Origin of the sequence: Aliarcobacter cibarius (assembly GCF_013372265.1) — a bacterium.
GTDB classification, from domain to species: Bacteria; Campylobacterota; Campylobacteria; order Campylobacterales; family Arcobacteraceae; genus Aliarcobacter; species Aliarcobacter cibarius.
The window spans coordinates 778,454-795,738 of record NZ_CP054051.1; the positions used below are offsets into that span (position 1 = coordinate 778,454).

Consider the following 17,285-nt stretch of genomic DNA (forward strand, 5'->3'; position numbering starts at 1 on the left):
AAGCCAAAAGACTTTAACATTAGATTCTCAAAATCACAATTTGAGTGTTAAGAGTTTATTCAAGCTTTTAACACTCGAATTTGCTGGTGGTTAAAGAGAAGTGGAAATACCCAGTCCCATTCCGAACCTGGTAGTCAAGCACTTCATCGCCGATAATACTGCAGGGTCCCCTTGTGGAAACGTAGGTCGCTGCCAGCTCTTTGAGTTTTTATTTACACAAAAGCTTACCTTTTTACATCTTCACGGTGTAAAGTGGTAAGCTTTTTTTTTACGCCTTCTTCTGTATTACTTATTTCACATTAGGAAAATCTCTTGAATAACAATCCAAATAACCCTTTTCATTGTTTAAAATTAGAAACTATTTTACTAAAATTAGTAGAGTTTTATGGTTGGAATGAATTAGGAAATAAAATTAATATTAGATGTTTTAATTTTGATCCATCTATAAGTTCAAGTCTTAAATTTTTAAGAAAGACTCCTTGGGCAAGAGAAAAAGTAGAAAAACTATATTTAAATACATTTTCTAATTAAATAAATTATAGGAATATATATGATAAAAAAAATTGATCTTAATAGTGAAGAATTTCAAATTGAATTAGAACTTACAAAGCATTTTACTTTAAAAGTTTTAGAAGAACATAATCTTGTATTCAATCCAGATAATGAGGTTAATGAATCAATTCAAATGGGACTTGCTAGAAATAAACTTATATACGGAAAAAGATATTGTCCATGTTTTATGGTTATTGAAGAGACAGAAAGTGAAAAAAATAGATTATGTCCTTGTGAACCAGCTTTAAATATTGAAATACCACAAAATGGTACTTGCCATTGTGGTATTTATTGTACAAAAGTAAAAGCCCAAGAGATTCTTTTAAATATTGATACAAAAGATGCAATAGCAACACATAGTAGAGGTTTAACAAAAGATGAATGTAAAGAACTCTTAAATAAAGATGAGATCAATTCTATAGAATTAGAAGCTTTACTTGAAGCTAGAGAAATTGGTTATGTAAATTTCAATCTTGTTGATACAAGAGAATGGATGGAATGGGTTCAAGCTAGAATTAAAGGAGTTGATTATCTAGTGCCTACAACTAGTTTTTATAGTTCTATTGAGCCTTTAAATAATCAAAAAGAATTACCAACTATTGTTTATTGTCATAGTGGAAGTAGAAGTGCATATTGTCAAAGAATAATGCTTAGTATGGGTTTTAAAAAAGTTATAAATCTTGATTATGGAATTATGAGTTTCAGGGGTGAAATGATCAGTGGGAAAGATTGATTCTTTTTTTATTTTATGATTATAATAATTTGAATTAGAGTGAAACATTAATAATAGTTTTGATAGAATGATTCCTTTTATAGCTTATATATCAAAGGTTTAATTATATGATTATAATTCCTCAAACAAAAGGTGGTGTTGGAAAATCTACTGTTGCTATGCAGGTTATTGCACCATATTTGTATAAAAAACATGGCAAAAAAATTACTTATATAGAAATCGATGATGAGAACAACGATTCAAGATCTTTTACAAGAACAGAGATTGTTGATAAACGAATGTTAGGAACAAATAAAATAACAGATCTTGATGAGCTTATCTTAATGGATGATAATCATGAAGTCATAGTAGATGTTGGTGGAAATAAAACATCATCATTGGTTCTTGATGAAATAAAAAAAGTTGGTAGTTTTGGAAATGTCAAATGGATTATTCCTTTAGGTGATGGTGAACTTGATGGAAAAAATGCTATCGCAACTATGAAAAAAATTAGAAAAATTGAAAAAAATCCAGAAGATAATATGATTTTTGCTTTGACGCGATCTATTTCAATGGATGAAGATTATTATAATGAACAGTTTATAAACTTTTTTGGACACAAATATCTTGATTCTAATTCAGTTATTTGTGATTTTTTAAAAAGTCCAAAGTATTTTCCTGTAAAAAATGACAAAATAATTACAATGAGTAGATATTTGGGAAGTACAGTATGGGAAATGGCATATAATAATACTGATTTTGCAAAAAAAGCTATTGAAGCTAAAGAGCTAGGTGATATTGAAGCTGCAAGAAAGTATCTTTTCTTTAGAAGAATTCAAACAGAAGCAAAAGATTATGTTTTAAATACTTTAAATAGAATCTTTTGTGATTTAGATAGATGGATTGATATAAAAAAATGAGTGATATGAGCTTTAAACAAGCTAAAGAGCTTGTTGAAAGAATGGAATTTTCTGAAATTGCTATAAATAAAGCTTTAGTTAATTTAGAAAGTGCTTCAAGTAATTTTGAAAAAACTTTAGCAGAACAAGAAAAAATATTAAATAAATTACCTTATTCTGATAAAAAACTTTCAATTATGAATATAGCAGTAGCTTTAAATATTGGATTAATTATTGGAATTTTAGTAGGTAAGTATCTTTTATAAAAAATATTAAATGGAAAAATGTATATGGAAAAACAAGAAAAAATAGTATCAATGTTTAATAATATTGCTCCAACTTATGATAAAGCAAATAGAGTTTTATCAATGGGAATAGATAAAAGTTGGAGAGATAAAGCTTGTAGTAAAACTTTTGAATTATATGGTAAAAAAGAAATTCAAAAAATCGTAGATGTAGCTTGTGGAACAGGTGATATGATTATATTTTGGAAACAAAATGCTAAAAATAAAGGTATTGAGTTAAAAAGTATTGTAGGAATTGATCCTAGCGTTGGTATGATGGAAGTTGGTAAAAGGAAACTTCCAGAGGTTGATTTTATTGAGGCTTTTGCTACATCTATGCCTTTAGAAAACGAAAGTGCAGATATAGTTTCAATATCTTATGGAATAAGAAATGTTGTTCAAAGACAAGAGGCTTTTGTTGAATTTGCTAGAGTTTTAAAACAAGGTGGATTAGTAGTAATTAGTGAGTTTACAAAAAATAAAAAAGAGACACCAATTGATTATTTAACATCGTTTTATATGGATAAAATTTTACCTGTAGTTGGTGGAATTATTTCAAGTAATAAAGAGGCTTATAGATATCTGCCTGATTCAATTGACGAGTTTTTAACAACAGAAAACTTATGTAAAGAGTTAAAAAATGCTGGACTTGAACCAGTATATGTAAAATCATTTTCTATGAAAATATCAACACTTATAATTGCAAAAAAAGTTTAATGAATCCAATTAGTGTAACTACTTTAAATACTCAAATTAAATCTCTCTTAGAAACTACTTTTATGCAAGTTTTAGTTTCTGGAGAGATTTCTAATCTCACAAATCATAGTTCTGGACATATATATTTTTCTATAAAAGATGAAAATTCAACAATATCTTGTGTTATGTTTAAAGGAAATACAAAATATTTAAAATTCCAATTAGAAAATGGTCAAAAAGTTCAAGTTACTGGAAATATAACAGTTTATGTTCCAAGAGGAAATTATCAGCTACTTTGTACAAAAATTGAACCAGATGGAATAGGTAGCTTAGCTTTAGCTTTTGAACAATTAAAAACTAAGCTTCAAGCAAAAGGTTATTTTGAGCAAAGTATAAAAAAATCTTTTCCTAAATATCCTAAAAAAATAGCAATAGTTACATCTGCTACTGGAGCAGCTATTGAAGATATGAAAAAAGTTGCAACTAATAGATGGAATTTAGTTGAATTAATTTTAATTCCTACTTTAGTTCAAGGTGAAGGTAGTGTTGAAGATATAGTAAAAAGTATCAAATTTGCTGATAGATTAAATTGTGATATTATGATAGTTGGTCGAGGTGGAGGAAGTATTGAAGATTTGTGGTCTTTTAATAGTGAACTTGTTGCAGATGCTATTTATGAAGCAAAAACACCAATAATATCAGCAGTTGGTCATGAAATAGATTATTTAATAAGTGATTTTGTAGCAGATGCTCGTGCAGCGACACCATCAAATGCTATGGAGATGGCTTTACCTGATAAAACAGAACATCTTTTATATGTTGATTCATTTATAAATGAATTTGAGAATAGATTAAAAAATATATTTCAAACAAAAGAGAATGATTTAAATTCTATGAAAAAATTATTTATGCAAAATTCTATTGAAGCAAAATTTAATTTTATTGATGCTCAAATAAAACTTTTAAAAGATGGTTTTAATAGAACTTTTTATCAAAAAATTGACTTATTTCAAAGTAGTATTAATAATTTAAAACAGAACTACATTCTAAATAATCCAGAAAATAAAGATAAAACAGGATTTGTTCAAATTTCTAAAGAAAATAAAATAATTTCATTAGAAAGTTTAGAAGTAGATGATATTTTAGAGATTCAATCAGCTAAAACTATTGCTAGCTGTAAAATAATAAGTTTAAAAAAACAAAAATAGAGTTTAAGTTTACAATGGATAAAATAGTCCAAAATAAAGTTGCATAAAAGGAATTTCATGGAAAATAAAGATACTAAAGTTGCAAATTCATCAAATATAACTGAATTTATGACATTTGAACTTGGAGCAATGAAGTATGCAATAGAACTTCCAAAAATCAAAGAGATATTAACTTACCCTGATAATATTACAACCTTACCAAACACGGAAGATTGGGTAAAAGGGTTGATAAATTCAAGAGGAGAAGTTGTTCCTATTTTAGATATAAGAATAAAATTTCATACAGGTGAGATAGTTTATAACGAAAGTACAACAATTATCACTGTTATAACAGAAGATAAAAGAATGATAGGAATTGTTGTAGATAAAGTTGATGATGTTCAAAAACTTGACACGAGTCTTTTAGCTACAGTTTCAGAAATGGGTTCAGGTATTCCTGCAAAATATCTAAAAGGGTTTATTAGATTAGATAATAATCAAATGTTAGTAATTATGGATATAGAAAAAGTTGTTGCAAAAAGTGAGCTTGAAGATTAAGACTTACTATGAATTTAAATAGGGAACTTCTTAAAAAATATACTATTTTATATATAGAAGATGATGATGTAATAAGAACAGAATTGTCTTCTCTTTTAGAAAATTTTTTTCATTCTGTTATAGTCGCTTCAAATGGTAAAGAAGGGCTTAGAACTTATCTTACAAATCAAAATAATATAGATATTATTGTTAGCGATATTAATATGCCAGAGTTAAATGGTATTGATATGGTTAAAAAAATAAGAGATATAAAAGATGATGTTCCTATTATTTTTGCAACAGCTCACTCTGATAGTGATTTTTTAATTGAAGCTATTAAACTAAGAGTAAAAGAATATGTTGTTAAGCCGCTTGATATAAGAAAACTTTTGATTTATATTGAGGATATAGCAAAAAGTTTAGAACTTGAAAAACTTTTGAAACAACAAAAAGATGAGTTAATAAAATTTAGAAATATACTAGATTCAAATAATTTACTTTTAAAACTTGATAAAGAGTTTAGAATAACTTACGCAAATAAATTATTTTGTAAAGCTACAGGATATAAAAAAGAAACTTTACTAGGAAAAGAGTTAGTTACTTTTAGACATAACAATAATGCAAAAAAAATCTTTGATGATATATATGAAAAACTTTTAAATAAGAATTCTTGGGAAGGAAATCTAAAAATAAAGAGAAAAGATGATACTACTTTAGATACAAAAAGTAATATTTTTCCAGATCTAGATGATTTTTTAGAGATGCTGGGAGTTATTTTTGTAGCTTATGATACTACAAAAGAGCAAGAGTTAAAAAGACAGATGCAACTTGCTTTGATTAAAGAAAAAAGTGAAAATTTACAAAAAACAAAAGAACAAAATTTAGAGCAGGAGACTCTTTTAATAAAAATAAAAGATGAACTTGAAGAGACAAAAAAAGAGTTAAATATTTTTAAGCTTAACAACAATGACAAAACGAATGAAAAAATATTAAAAAAATTGGAAGAAGAAAATAATTTTTTAAATCAGCAAATAAGATCTCTTAAATTTGAAATTGAAAAACTAAATGAGACTTTAAATAATAGTGAAACAAATGAAGTCTTAAAAGAAAAGTTAGATTACTGGAAAGAGCGTTCAGCTCAAGAAAGTCAAAAGCTTGAACTTTTAGAAAAATCAATAATTGCAAATGTAGAACCTGCAATTATTGAAAAGATTTTTAATTAAATAAGATTTACTCTTCGATTGTAATCTTATTTATAATTACATCTTTTATTGGTTTATCTCCACCGTATCTTCCTGTTGTCTCCACGCTCTCTATATCTTTTACTACATTTGTACCCTCAATTACGTATCCAAAAATAGTATGAGCTCCATTTAACCAATATGTTGGTACTGTTGTTATAAAAAATTGACTTCCATTTGTATTTTTTCCTCTGTTTGCCATTGCTAAAATAAATGGTTTATCAAAAACAGCATTAGCAGAAAATTCATCTTCGAAAGGTTTTCCCCAAATAGATTCTCCACCAGCTCCAGTTCCTGTAGGATCTCCACCTTGAATCATAAAATTTTTCATAACTCTATGAAAAATTAAACCATTGTAATAACCATTTTTTGAATGAGTTATAAAATTTTCAACAGCTTTTGGAGCCATTTTTGGTCTTAGTTCTACTTTAATGATTCCTTTGTTTGTATCAAAAACGGCAATTGGATTTTTTTCTGTATTTTGGCTTGCAAATAAAATAGTTGCAGCTAAAGAAAAAAATAAAAATAATATTTTTCGCATAATCTCTACCTTTAATTTAGTTTTATAATAAATTAGTATAGTATAATAGCTTTGAAAAAATAATAAAGGATTTTCTAAATGACTTTTGAAATGTTATACAGCAAAATTCACAGAGCCACTGTAAGTGACGCGAATTTGAACTATGTTGGATCAATAACTATTGATGAAGAGTTAATGAAAGCATCAAATTTACGAGTTGGTCAAAAAGTTGATATTGTAAATATAAATAATGGTGAAAGATTTCAAACTTACGTAATAAAAGGTGAGTTCGGAAAAAGAGATATGTGTTTAAATGGAGCCGCAGCTAGAAAAGTAGCTATTGGTGACAAAATTATAGTAATTGCTTATGCAACTTATAGTGAAGAAGAATTAAAAAATTATAAGCCAACAGTTGTATTAGTTGATGAAAAAAATAATGTAGAGCTTATTACAAATGAGCTTGTAGGGAGTGATTATGTTTGATGGGATCGATTTAAAAAATTTAAATCTTGGTGATATGATAAATAAATTCCAAGATATGGCAAAAGAACAAGAGGAGAAAAATGCTTCAACACTCTTTACAGCAAAAGCTGGTGGAGGAATGGTTGAAATCTCAATTAATGGTAATTCGGAAGTAGTTGATTTAAAAATAGAGGATTCTCTTTTAGAAGATAAAGATTCTTTACAAATTTTATTAATCTCTTGCATGAATGATATTATAAAGCAAAGTGAAGAAAATAAAAAAAGAATGGCTATGAGTCTTATGGGAAATTTAGGAAATTTTGGTCAAAAATAGATGAATACACTTCTTAATAAATTTGAAGATTATTTGTTAAATAATCTTCCAAAAATAGAATCATTTCACCCACATTTTGAAAATGCATTACAAGATATGTTGAAAGCTGGAGGGAAAAGATTTCGTCCGATGCTACTTTTAAGTGTTGTTCAATCAAAAAAACCTTTACTTTTAGATAATAGTATGAAAGTTGCTCTTGCTGTTGAGTTTTTACATACATACTCTTTAATTCATGATGATTTACCTGCGATGGATAATGCATCTTTAAGAAGAGGATTTCCAACACTTCATACAAAGTATGATGAAGTTACAGCTATTTTAGTAGGTGATGCACTAAATAGTGAAAGTTTTAATTTGATAGCAAATTCACCTTTACACAATGATGTAAAAATTGAATTAATTAAACTTCTATCTTCAAATGGTGGAATTGATGGAATGATAATTGGACAAGCAATAGATTGTCACTTTGAAAAACAAAAAATAAATCTTGAAAAATTAGAATTCTTGCATACAAATAAAACTGCAAAATTAATTGCTACTAGTCTTAAAATGGGAGCTTTAATAGCAAATTATAAAGAAAATATTCAAGAAGAGTTATATAAATTTGGACTTGACTTAGGACTTTTATTCCAAATACAAGATGATATTATTGATGAACTTGAAAGTAGTGAAACTGCTGGTAAAACAACGCAAAATGATGGTTTTAAAAACTCTTTTGTAAATTTATTGGGACTTTCAGAATCTATAAAAAGTGCAGATAATTTGGCTGAAAAATGTTTGGAAAGTTTAAATAATTTTGATACTAATCTTAAAAATTCACTCGAAGAACTCTTAATTAATTACATAAATAGACATAAAAAATACAAATCTTAGTTAATTTGACTAAAGGTTTATTGACAAAAAAGAAAAAATTTATTAGAATTTAGCACTTGGAATTTACAAGTGCTAAATTCTAAGCTATAAAAGAAAATTAAATACAATAAAAGGAATAAATATGAATTTCAAACCACTAGGTGAAAGAGTTCTTGTTGAAAGAACAGAAGTTGAGAACAAAACAGCAAGTGGAATTTATATTCCAGATAATGCAAAAGAAAAACCTCAAACTGCAAAAGTTGTAGCTGTTGGAAGCAAAATTGAAGACGTAAATCTTGGAGATATAGTTGTTTTTGAACAATATAGAGGTACTGAAATTAAACTTGATGGTAAAGATTATCTTGTTTTAAATATTGAGAATGTAATTGGAGTTATGTAATTAAAAGTTTGCGTAAGTAAATTTTTTTACAAATGTAATAAATTTAAATTAATATAAAAAAAGGAAAAATACTATGGCAAAAGAGATTATATTTAGTGATAATGCAAGAAATAAATTATATTCAGGTGTTGAAAAATTAGCAGACGCTGTAAAAGTTACAATGGGACCAAGAGGAAGAAATGTACTTTTACAAAAATCTTTTGGAGCACCTACAATTACAAAAGATGGTGTTAGTGTTGCTAGAGAGATTGAGCTTGCTGATACTTTAGAAAATATGGGAGCTCAACTTGTAAAAGAGGTAGCTAGCAAAACTGCTGATGAAGCAGGAGATGGGACAACAACTGCAACAGTTTTAGCTCATTCAATTTTTAAAGAAGGATTAAGAAACGTAACAGCTGGTGCAAATCCTATATCTTTAAAAAGAGGTATGGATAAAGCAACTGAAGCTATTTTAGTTGAGCTTAAAAAAGCATCAAAAGTTGTAGCTAATAAAACTGAAATTGAGCAAGTTGCTACTATTTCTGCAAACTCTGATAGTGCAATTGGAAAAATGATTGCTGAAGCTATGGAAAAAGTTGGAAAAGATGGAGTTATAACTGTAGAAGAGGCAAAAGGTATCTCTGATGAACTAGATGTTGTAGAAGGAATGCAGTTTGATAGAGGATATTTAAGTCCATATTTTGTTACAAATCCTGAGAAAATGACAACAGAGTTTAATAATCCATTTATTTTACTTTATGATAAAAAAATCTCTTCATTAAAAGAGCTTTTACCAATTTTAGAAGGTGTTAATAAATCAGGAAGACCTCTATTAATTATTGCTGAAGATGTTGATGGTGAAGCATTAGCTACATTAGTTGTGAATAGATTAAGAGGTGCTTTACAAATTGCTGCAGTTAAAGCTCCAGGATTTGGTGATAGAAGAAAAGCAATGCTTGAAGATATCGCTGTATTAACAGGTGCTACAGTTGTATCTGAAGAGATGGGAATGAAACTAGAAACTACTGATTTAAGTGCTCTGGGAGTAGCTTCAAAAGTTGTAATTGATAAAGATAACACAACAATTGTTGATGGAAATGGAAGCAAAGATAGTGTAATTGCTAGAGTAAATCAAATTAAAGCAGAAATTGCAAATACAACAAGTGATTATGATAGAGAAAAATTACAAGAAAGACTTGCAAAATTAAGTGGTGGAGTTGCTGTTATTAAAGTTGGAGCTGCAACAGAGACTGAAATGAAAGAGAAAAAAGATAGAGTTGATGATGCTTTAAGTGCAACAAGAGCTGCTGTTGAAGAGGGAATTGTAATTGGTGGTGGAGCTGCATTAATTAGAGCTGCTGCTAAAGTAAAACTAGATCTTTGTGGTGATGAGCAAATTGGAGCAAATATTGTTTTAAGAGCTATTAAAGCACCATTAAAACAAATTGCTTTAAATGCTGGATTTGATGCTGGTGTTGTTGCAAATGAAGTTGAAAAATCTCAGAATGAAAACATTGGATTCAATGCAGCAACTGGTGAATATGTAGATATGTTTGAAGCTGGAATAGTTGACCCTGCAAAAGTTGAAAGAGTTGCAATGCAAAATGCTGTTTCAGTAGCATCTTTACTTCTTACAACAGAAGCGACTGTTACAGAAATTAAAGAAGACAAACCTGCAATGCCAGATATGAGTGGTATGGGTGGTATGCCAGGAATGATGTAATCATTACCACTTTTCTCTAAAACTCCCATTTCTTGGGAGTTTACTACTTTTATAAAAATTTCTTAATTTATTTTTAACCAAACCTATTTTTCTAATTAAGCCAAGAGTTTAAAAAATTAAAAGATGTATTAATATATTTTTGTGTAAATAATGGTTACAATCTTTTAAATGATATTGAAAGGTGTACATAGTGATTAATGAAATTTTAATTTGATTACTTATTCTGTTAAAATTTAGAATTAATCATTATTAGGTTATATATTGGGACAGTCTAAAAATATTGAAATAGAGTATGATTTAATCAGATTACTTTTAAAGTACTATAAAAAAATACTTTTTGGTGATAATGTTGATATAAAAGTAGAAAAGATAGAAGGTCCAGATTTTATTTTATCAACTAGTTCAAAAAAAGTAGGTGTTGAAATAACTAGATCTTTAAATGAAAATGATAAAACAATTTTTTCTCACAAGATAGATTTTGGACCTCTTTATACAAATTTTGAAGAAATAGTTTCTTCTCAGATAATAAAATCAATTAATAAGAAGATAGATAAGTTTGAATCATATAAAAAATTTGATGAAAATATTCTTCTAATTGATTCAGAGAGTTATTCTTCAACAAATACAGAATTAGTAACTAGGCTAGTATTTAATTTTTTAAGAAACACAGAATTTTTTTATAATAAAATTATTTTGAAACTATCAAACGAATTGATTATATTTGAAAAAGATAGTATTAATAAAATTCTTTTAAATTGAATTTTTTACGTATATTTAGAAATCTTTTGAGCACTTTTTTATTTAGCTAGTTTATGAAATCTTTTAGCTTTAAAAGTGAAAGTCTATGAAAATCTAAATATTTGGATTTTTTATCTCCTATATATTTGTAAAAATTCATATTTTTTATAGATAAAATCTTCTCAAAATCTTTTAATTCAAGTTTTTCAAATTCAAGATGAGTTTTTATATATTTATTTTGATAGTTTTTAAATATATTACTCTCTAAATTTAGATTATTTTTACCTTTAGAAATCTCAGGACAAGAGATATCTAAATATATTTTATTATCAATATTTGGGCTTAGAGGATAAATTTTACAAACATTTGGACGATTATTATAAATGGAGCAAAGATTATTTTTTAAATATGGACAAGAATCAAAGCCATTTGAAAGTAATATGACAGGTTTTATAAATCCTAAGTTACCAAAAATAAATAAAATAGGAAAGTTTTCATAGACATTTTCAAATTCATCTTTTAGAATCTGAGAAAATATAGAACCAAAAGAACCCTTACAACAATGAGCTTCACAATTACTACAATCACCAAAACTAATTTGGCTATTTTCAAGTTTTACAAAATTTTTCATTAAACAAATATTAGCAGTTTAGGCTTAAAGTATATAGTTTATATAAAATAGAAAAATAAAAATGTAAAATGGTAAATAAAAATTTACATTTTTTTTACATCCATTGAGTATAATATAACATGAAAATTTTAATTATAGAAGATGATATTCAATTAAATACCACTATTACAAATTTTTTAAAATATAAAGGGCATGAGACGACATCTGTTGAAGATGGCGAAGATGCTTTGGAATATATAGATAAAAACTTTTATAATTTGTTTATTATAGATATAAATATTCCTAAAATATCTGGTTTAGAAATTTTAAAATATATTAGACAAAGAGATTTAAAAACACCTGTTATAATAATAACTGCTTCTTTAGAGTTAGAAAATTTAAAAGTAGCATATAAAGATGGCTGTGATGAATATATTAAAAAACCATTTTATTTAGAAGAGCTAGAAATAAAAATTGATAAAATTTGTCAAAGTTATAATAATCAGAAGATTATTATAATTTCAGAGAATATATCTTATGATACAAGTTCCGAAGAACTTTTTATTGATGGTGAAGTAAAAAGGCTTAGAAAAAAAGAGAAAAGGCTTTTATCAATCTTGTTAGAAAATGTAAATAAGACGGTTTCAACACAAACTTTAGAGAATTATGTTTGGGAAAATGAGATAAAAGAGTCTTACCCACTAAGGCAACTTGTAAATGGTTTACGAAAATATTTTGAAAATGGTGAAAAATTCATATTCTCCGATGCGGGAATTGGTTATAGGTTCGAAACAAAAAAGATTTAAACAATGAAGCTAAGGTACCAGCTATATCTTTTTTTACTTTTTTTATCTACAATTTTATTTTTTGTTTTAAGTTTAAATTATATTTCTTATAAGAAACAATATGAGAAAGACTTGAAAAATTTTGTAAATAGTGAAGTAAGGCTTCATAAAAAAGCAATTTCAAATTCTATTCAAAATAAAAATTTAGAATTTCAAGAAGGAAAAGAGTTATTTTATAATATTTCTAAAGATGCTTTAGAATTATTGAAGAAAGATAAAAATCTAAATTTATCTGCTTTAAAAAATGTTTTAAAAGTAAAATATGATTTAAAAAATTATGATTTTGATTTATATTTAATAGATGATTCTTATACAATTTATAAAACTACTTATATCAAAGATTTAAATTTAGATTTAAAAAATATAAGTGATGCAAAACTTCTTTTAGAAAAAAGTTTAGATGGTAATATATATTTTTCAAATTTTATAAATAGCGATCCTGTTAGTTTAGAATACAGATTGTATGCTTATGCTTCTATTGCACAAAAGAATTTCTTAGAATTATCATTTATAAATACTCAGTTAAGTAGTACCTCAATGTCTTTTTTAGTTCAAAATCTCCAATCAAATAGTAATGTAAAAGTTTATAGAGTATTTAAAAATAAAGATGGGTTTTCTTATTATGATATGTTGAGAAAATTAGAAAATATTAATAAAGAAGAATATTATAAGTCATTGGAAATAATAAAAAGAGGAGAACTTGCAAAAAATGACATTATGAATTCTGGAATAAATTTCATACAATCTGAAAAATTAAATAATAACATTTTGACAATAACAACACCAATTTTTGATAAAAATATGTTAGAAATCTTGGGATTTGAAAATGTTGTAATTGAACTAGAAATAGATTTGAGTGATAGAATAGAGTTTATGGAAGGAATAAAGAATTTATTTATTGGTTCTTTATTTGTAATTTTTTTCATACTTTTATTGGTTTTTACATTTATTCAAAATAGATTTACAAGACCAATTGAAAGTATTTTGAAAAGTATAAAAGAGTCAAAAAAAGTAGATAAAGAACTTATAAATTATAATAATGAATTATCAAGAATTGCTACAAAGTATAATATTTTATATGATAATTTTACAAATGAATTAGTATTAAATAGTAATCTTTTAGAAGAAAATAAGAGATTTATTGCGGATACTGTACATCAAATAAGAACTCCACTTACAAACATTATGATGAATGGAGAAATGATAAAAAAATTTCAAAAAGATGAAAGTATGAATGTTTTTATAGAGCAAATTGATGCATCTATTAATATGCTTTCAAATTCATATGAAGATTTGGCATATCTAATTACTTCTAATTCTATTTCTTATAAACCAAAAAATATAAATTTATCTCAAACAATAAAAGATAGAATAAAATTTTTTGCTACTATAAGTAAGGTTAATTTTAAAAAAATAGAAGCTAAGATTGAAGATGAAATATATGTAAATATGAATGAAATAGAATTAGAAAGAATAATAGATAATAATCTTTCAAATGCAATAAAATATGGATTTAAAGATAAAACAATAGATGTGTTTTTAATAAAAAATAAAAATGAAGCTATTTTAGAATTTAGAACTTTTAGTAATAAAATAAAAAATAGAGATATGATTTTTAGCAAAAACTATAGAGAAGATGATGCTAAAAGAGGTCTTGGTTTAGGACTTTATATGGTTAGTAATATTTGTATTAAGTATGATATTAAATATGAAATTTTATATGAAAATAAACAAAACATTTTTAAATATATATTTAAAATCTGAAAAAAATAAAAAAATATTACATTTTTATTACATTTATTTTATATAATTTCATATCACAGGAACAGAGTTATCTATTACTTGAGGTTATTAGGGAACGGATTTATTTTACTTAATTTTAAAGCATCTCATTTTTTGGGGTGCTTTTTTTATTTTATAGCCAAAAAAAATCATTTTAGATACAATTAGAAAAAAATATAGGATATGTGGTGAAAAAGAAATTAATAAAGATTATTAAAAAAGCTGGAAAAATTCTAAGAAAAGGTTTTTATTCAAATAAAGATGTGACTTTTAAAGCGAAAAAAGATTTAGTAACAAAATATGATATTGCTGTTGAAGAATATCTTAAAAAAGCATTTACAAAACATTTTAAAGATTTTAATATTATCGCAGAAGAGTCTGATAATAGTAAAGTAGAGTTTGGTAATTCAATTATTATAGATCCAATTGATGGGACAACAAATTTTGTAAATGGTGTTCCTCATACTGCAATTTCAGTTGGTATTTATAAAGATAAAAAACCATATATAGGTATAGTTTATAATCCAATTTTAGATGAGTTATATTTTGCAAAAAAAGGCAAAGGCTCTTATTTGAATGGAAATAGAATATTTGTAAGTTTAGAAAATGATTTACAAAAATCTTTATTAGCTACTGGATTTCCATATAGTAGTAGTGAAAATAAAGAAGATTTAAAAGACGTTATAAAAAAAGTTGAAAATATTTTGCCTTCATGTCAAGACTTGCGAAGATTAGGATCAGCTTCAATTGATTTATGTATGGTTGCACGAGGTGTTTTTGATGGATATTATGAGATGAATTTAAAACCTTGGGATGTTGCAGCTGGAATTATAATTTTGAGTGAAGCTGGTGGTAAAATATCAAATTTATCTAAAGAGGAGTTTGATATGTTTAATGATAAATATCTTGCTGCTACAAACGGTAAAATACATGATGAGCTTTTAGCTAAATTAGATATTTAGTCATTTTTTGTTAGAATAATATACTTTTTAAAGAACAAGGAATTTTTTATGTGTGGAATTGTTGGATATATAGGTAAGTATGATACTTGTAAAATTTTATTAGATGGATTAAAAGAGCTTGAATATAGAGGTTATGATAGTGCTGGAATTGCTGTTTTAAATCAAAAAAATGGAATAGATGTTTTTAAAGCAGTTGGAAAACTTGTAAACCTTGAAGAAAAAGTAAATAAATCTAAAAAAGAGAACTACAATCTAGGAATTGGTCATACAAGATGGGCAACTCATGGTAAACCAACAGAAGTAAATGCTCACCCACACTTAGGAGAATATTCATATGTTGTTCATAATGGAATAATTGAAAATTATAAAGAATTAAAAGATGAATTAATATCTCTTGGACATAAATTTGTTTCTCAAACTGATACTGAAGTTATAGTTCACCTGTTTGAACACTATAATAATAAATTAAAAGATGCAAAAAAATCTTTTAAAGAAACTATTAAAAGACTTGAAGGTGCTTTTGCAATACTATTAATCACAAAAGATGAACCAGAAAAAATATATTTTTATAAACTTGGAAGTCCTATGATTGTAGGAAAGGGTATTGAACCAGATGAGGTTCTTTTTGCATCTTCAGATTCAGCACTAATAGGATTATCTAGTGATGTTGTTTACCTTGATGATAGAGTAGGTGGAGTTGCAAGTAAAGAGAATATTGAATTTTTCTCTGATGATGTAACTTGGTCAAAACTTCCAACTTCAAAACAGTATGCTCAAAAAGAGGGATATAGATTCTTTATGGAAAAAGAGATTTATGAGCAAAGTGTTGTTGTTAGTGATAGTATGCTAGGAAGAATAAAAGATAGCGAAATAAATTTCGATGAAATTGATCCTTCTATTTTAGATGGAATTAATGAAATTAAAATTTGTGCTTGTGGAACATCTTATCATGCAGGACTTACATCTTCATATCTATTTGAAAGATTATCTAAAATAAAATGTAGTATTGAAGTTGCAAGTGAATTTAGATATAAAGAACCACTTTTAACTACAGATACTTTATTTATTGTAATATCTCAAAGTGGAGAAACAGCAGATACCCTAGAAGCTTTAAAAATGGCGAAAAGTGCTGGACTTAAGACTTTAGTAATTTGTAATGTTGATAACTCTTCAATGACAAGAGTAGCTGATTATACAATTTTAACGCGTGCAGGAATAGAAAAAGGTGTTGCTTCAACTAAAGCATTTTCAACTCAAACAGTAGTTCTTTGGATGTTAAGTTTATATTTTGCAAAACAAAGAAGTACAATATCTTCTTCAAAACTTCAAGAAGAGATAAATACTTTAAGAGAAGTTCCACTTGCTCTAAAAGTTTATGAGAATATTCATGAAAAAGCAAAAAGATTATCAAAAAGATATCTTCATGGACATGGATTCTTCTTTATAGGAAGAGATGTATTTTATCCATTAGCTTTAGAAGGAGCATTAAAGTTAAAAGAGATTTCATACTTACATGCAGAAGGTTATCCTGCAGGTGAGATGAAACATGGACCAATAGCCTTAGCTGATCCAGAACTATTTACAATTGCATTAATGCCAAAAAATATGCTTTATGATAAAATCAAATCAAATGTAGAAGAATTAAGTGCAAGAGATAGTACAATTTGTGCAATATCATCACTAGATTTTGAATTGGCAGATGATTTTATAAAAATAAATGATGCAAACCACTATATGCTAGAATTTTTTGAAATGCTAATTGCTCTTCAATTATTATCTATGGAAATATCAATTAGACTTAAAAATGATGTAGATATGCCAAGAAATCTTGCAAAATCTGTAACTGTTGAATAATCTTATAATTCTAAAGTAAAATTTAGTTAAAATAAAAAACTTTTTTCCCTACTTGGGAAAATTGATTTCTTTATATCTTATTTTAATTTCTTATATTTTTTAAAAAAGAAAAATGG

Annotated in this window: 20 protein-coding genes and 1 rRNA gene; 19 read left to right on the top strand and 2 right to left on the bottom strand. The window is 26.3% G+C overall.

Translation table 11 applies throughout. From position 1 onward, the window contains the following. Positions 1-82: 82 nt before the first annotated feature. The 9 genes from rrf (at position 83) to ACBT_RS03845 (ending at position 6,090) form a co-directional block, all read left to right on the top strand. Positions 83-198: ribosomal RNA gene (gene rrf / locus ACBT_RS03805) — 5S ribosomal RNA — on the top strand. Positions 199-312: 114 nt separating this feature from the next. Beyond that, positions 313-531, top strand: coding sequence for a VF530 family protein (locus tag ACBT_RS03810; RefSeq protein ID WP_024774797.1), 219 nt, complete (start codon positions 313-315; stop codon positions 529-531). Between the two features lie 19 nt (positions 532-550). Next, positions 551-1,285: a ferredoxin-thioredoxin reductase catalytic domain-containing protein gene (locus ACBT_RS03815; RefSeq protein WP_024774798.1), complete on the top strand. Its 735-nt coding sequence runs from the start codon at positions 551-553 to the stop codon at positions 1,283-1,285. A 107-nt stretch (positions 1,286-1,392) separates the two neighbouring features. Then, on the top strand, positions 1,393-2,184 hold the full coding sequence (locus ACBT_RS03820; protein ID WP_024774799.1) for a P-loop NTPase family protein: 792 nt from the start codon (positions 1,393-1,395) through the stop codon (positions 2,182-2,184). A gap of 5 nt (positions 2,185-2,189) precedes the next feature. Continuing rightward, positions 2,190-2,429, top strand: a complete 240-nt coding sequence (locus ACBT_RS03825) for a hypothetical protein (RefSeq protein ID WP_228130288.1) — start codon at positions 2,190-2,192, stop codon at positions 2,427-2,429. A gap of 24 nt (positions 2,430-2,453) precedes the next feature. Beyond that, positions 2,454-3,164 (top strand): bifunctional demethylmenaquinone methyltransferase/2-methoxy-6-polyprenyl-1,4-benzoquinol methylase UbiE, encoded by a 711-nt coding sequence (gene ubiE, locus ACBT_RS03830; protein WP_024774801.1) that lies wholly within the window; start codon positions 2,454-2,456, stop codon positions 3,162-3,164. Further along, positions 3,164-4,351 (top strand): exodeoxyribonuclease VII large subunit, encoded by a 1,188-nt coding sequence (xseA, locus tag ACBT_RS03835; protein ID WP_024774802.1) that lies wholly within the window; start codon positions 3,164-3,166, stop codon positions 4,349-4,351. Before ubiE ends, xseA begins: the two co-directional genes overlap by 1 nt. 57 nt (positions 4,352-4,408) lie before the next feature. Further along, a complete protein-coding gene (locus ACBT_RS03840; RefSeq protein WP_024774803.1) occupies positions 4,409-4,888 on the top strand; it encodes a chemotaxis protein CheW in 480 nt (159 codons plus the stop codon). A gap of 8 nt (positions 4,889-4,896) precedes the next feature. After that, positions 4,897-6,090: a response regulator gene (locus ACBT_RS03845; protein WP_024774804.1), complete on the top strand. Its 1,194-nt coding sequence runs from the start codon at positions 4,897-4,899 to the stop codon at positions 6,088-6,090. 7 nt (positions 6,091-6,097) lie between these two features. On the opposite strand, the gene ACBT_RS03850 is transcribed toward ACBT_RS03845, so the two are convergent. Then, complete coding sequence (locus ACBT_RS03850) at positions 6,098-6,649, bottom strand: peptidylprolyl isomerase (protein WP_024774805.1); 552 nt, start codon at positions 6,647-6,649, stop codon at positions 6,098-6,100. Between the two features lie 78 nt (positions 6,650-6,727). Here ACBT_RS03850 and panD point away from each other — a divergent pair, with 78 nt between their 5' ends. The 6 genes from panD to ACBT_RS03880 all read left to right on the top strand — a co-directional run bounded on the left by panD (position 6,728) and on the right by ACBT_RS03880 (position 11,137). Then, positions 6,728-7,111: an aspartate 1-decarboxylase gene (gene panD / locus ACBT_RS03855; RefSeq protein ID WP_024774806.1), complete on the top strand. Its 384-nt coding sequence runs from the start codon at positions 6,728-6,730 to the stop codon at positions 7,109-7,111. Further along, positions 7,104-7,424, top strand: a complete 321-nt coding sequence (locus tag ACBT_RS03860) for a YbaB/EbfC family nucleoid-associated protein (RefSeq protein WP_024774807.1) — start codon at positions 7,104-7,106, stop codon at positions 7,422-7,424. Before panD ends, ACBT_RS03860 begins: the two co-directional genes overlap by 8 nt. Further along, on the top strand, positions 7,425-8,297 hold the full coding sequence (locus ACBT_RS03865) for a polyprenyl synthetase family protein (protein ID WP_024774808.1): 873 nt from the start codon (positions 7,425-7,427) through the stop codon (positions 8,295-8,297). Between the two features lie 121 nt (positions 8,298-8,418). Further along, positions 8,419-8,676 (top strand): co-chaperone GroES, encoded by a 258-nt coding sequence (gene groES, locus ACBT_RS03870; protein WP_024774809.1) that lies wholly within the window; start codon positions 8,419-8,421, stop codon positions 8,674-8,676. A gap of 73 nt (positions 8,677-8,749) precedes the next feature. Next, positions 8,750-10,378 (top strand): chaperonin GroEL, encoded by a 1,629-nt coding sequence (groL, locus tag ACBT_RS03875; protein ID WP_024774810.1) that lies wholly within the window; start codon positions 8,750-8,752, stop codon positions 10,376-10,378. A gap of 261 nt (positions 10,379-10,639) precedes the next feature. Further along, positions 10,640-11,137 carry a hypothetical protein gene (locus ACBT_RS03880; protein ID WP_024774811.1) on the top strand — a complete coding sequence of 166 codons (498 nt, stop codon included), beginning with the start codon at positions 10,640-10,642 and terminating at the stop codon, positions 11,135-11,137. A 46-nt stretch (positions 11,138-11,183) separates the two neighbouring features. Here the strand turns inward: ACBT_RS03880 and ACBT_RS03885 are convergent, their stop codons facing one another. Then, complete coding sequence (locus tag ACBT_RS03885) at positions 11,184-11,747, bottom strand: YkgJ family cysteine cluster protein (protein ID WP_024774812.1); 564 nt, start codon at positions 11,745-11,747, stop codon at positions 11,184-11,186. A gap of 119 nt (positions 11,748-11,866) precedes the next feature. Here ACBT_RS03885 and ACBT_RS03890 point away from each other — a divergent pair, with 119 nt between their 5' ends. From ACBT_RS03890 to glmS, 4 genes are all read left to right on the top strand, one after another. Further along, positions 11,867-12,532 (top strand): response regulator transcription factor, encoded by a 666-nt coding sequence (locus ACBT_RS03890; RefSeq protein WP_024774813.1) that lies wholly within the window; start codon positions 11,867-11,869, stop codon positions 12,530-12,532. Between the two features lie 3 nt (positions 12,533-12,535). After that, entirely contained in the window at positions 12,536-14,335 is a 1,800-nt protein-coding gene (locus ACBT_RS03895) for a sensor histidine kinase (RefSeq protein WP_024774814.1), read from the top strand. A 206-nt stretch (positions 14,336-14,541) separates the two neighbouring features. Continuing rightward, positions 14,542-15,315: an inositol monophosphatase family protein gene (locus ACBT_RS03900; RefSeq protein ID WP_024774815.1), complete on the top strand. Its 774-nt coding sequence runs from the start codon at positions 14,542-14,544 to the stop codon at positions 15,313-15,315. Positions 15,316-15,363: 48 nt separating this feature from the next. Continuing rightward, positions 15,364-17,169 (top strand): glutamine--fructose-6-phosphate transaminase (isomerizing), encoded by a 1,806-nt coding sequence (gene glmS, locus ACBT_RS03905; protein ID WP_024774816.1) that lies wholly within the window; start codon positions 15,364-15,366, stop codon positions 17,167-17,169. Positions 17,170-17,285 lie beyond the last annotated feature (116 nt).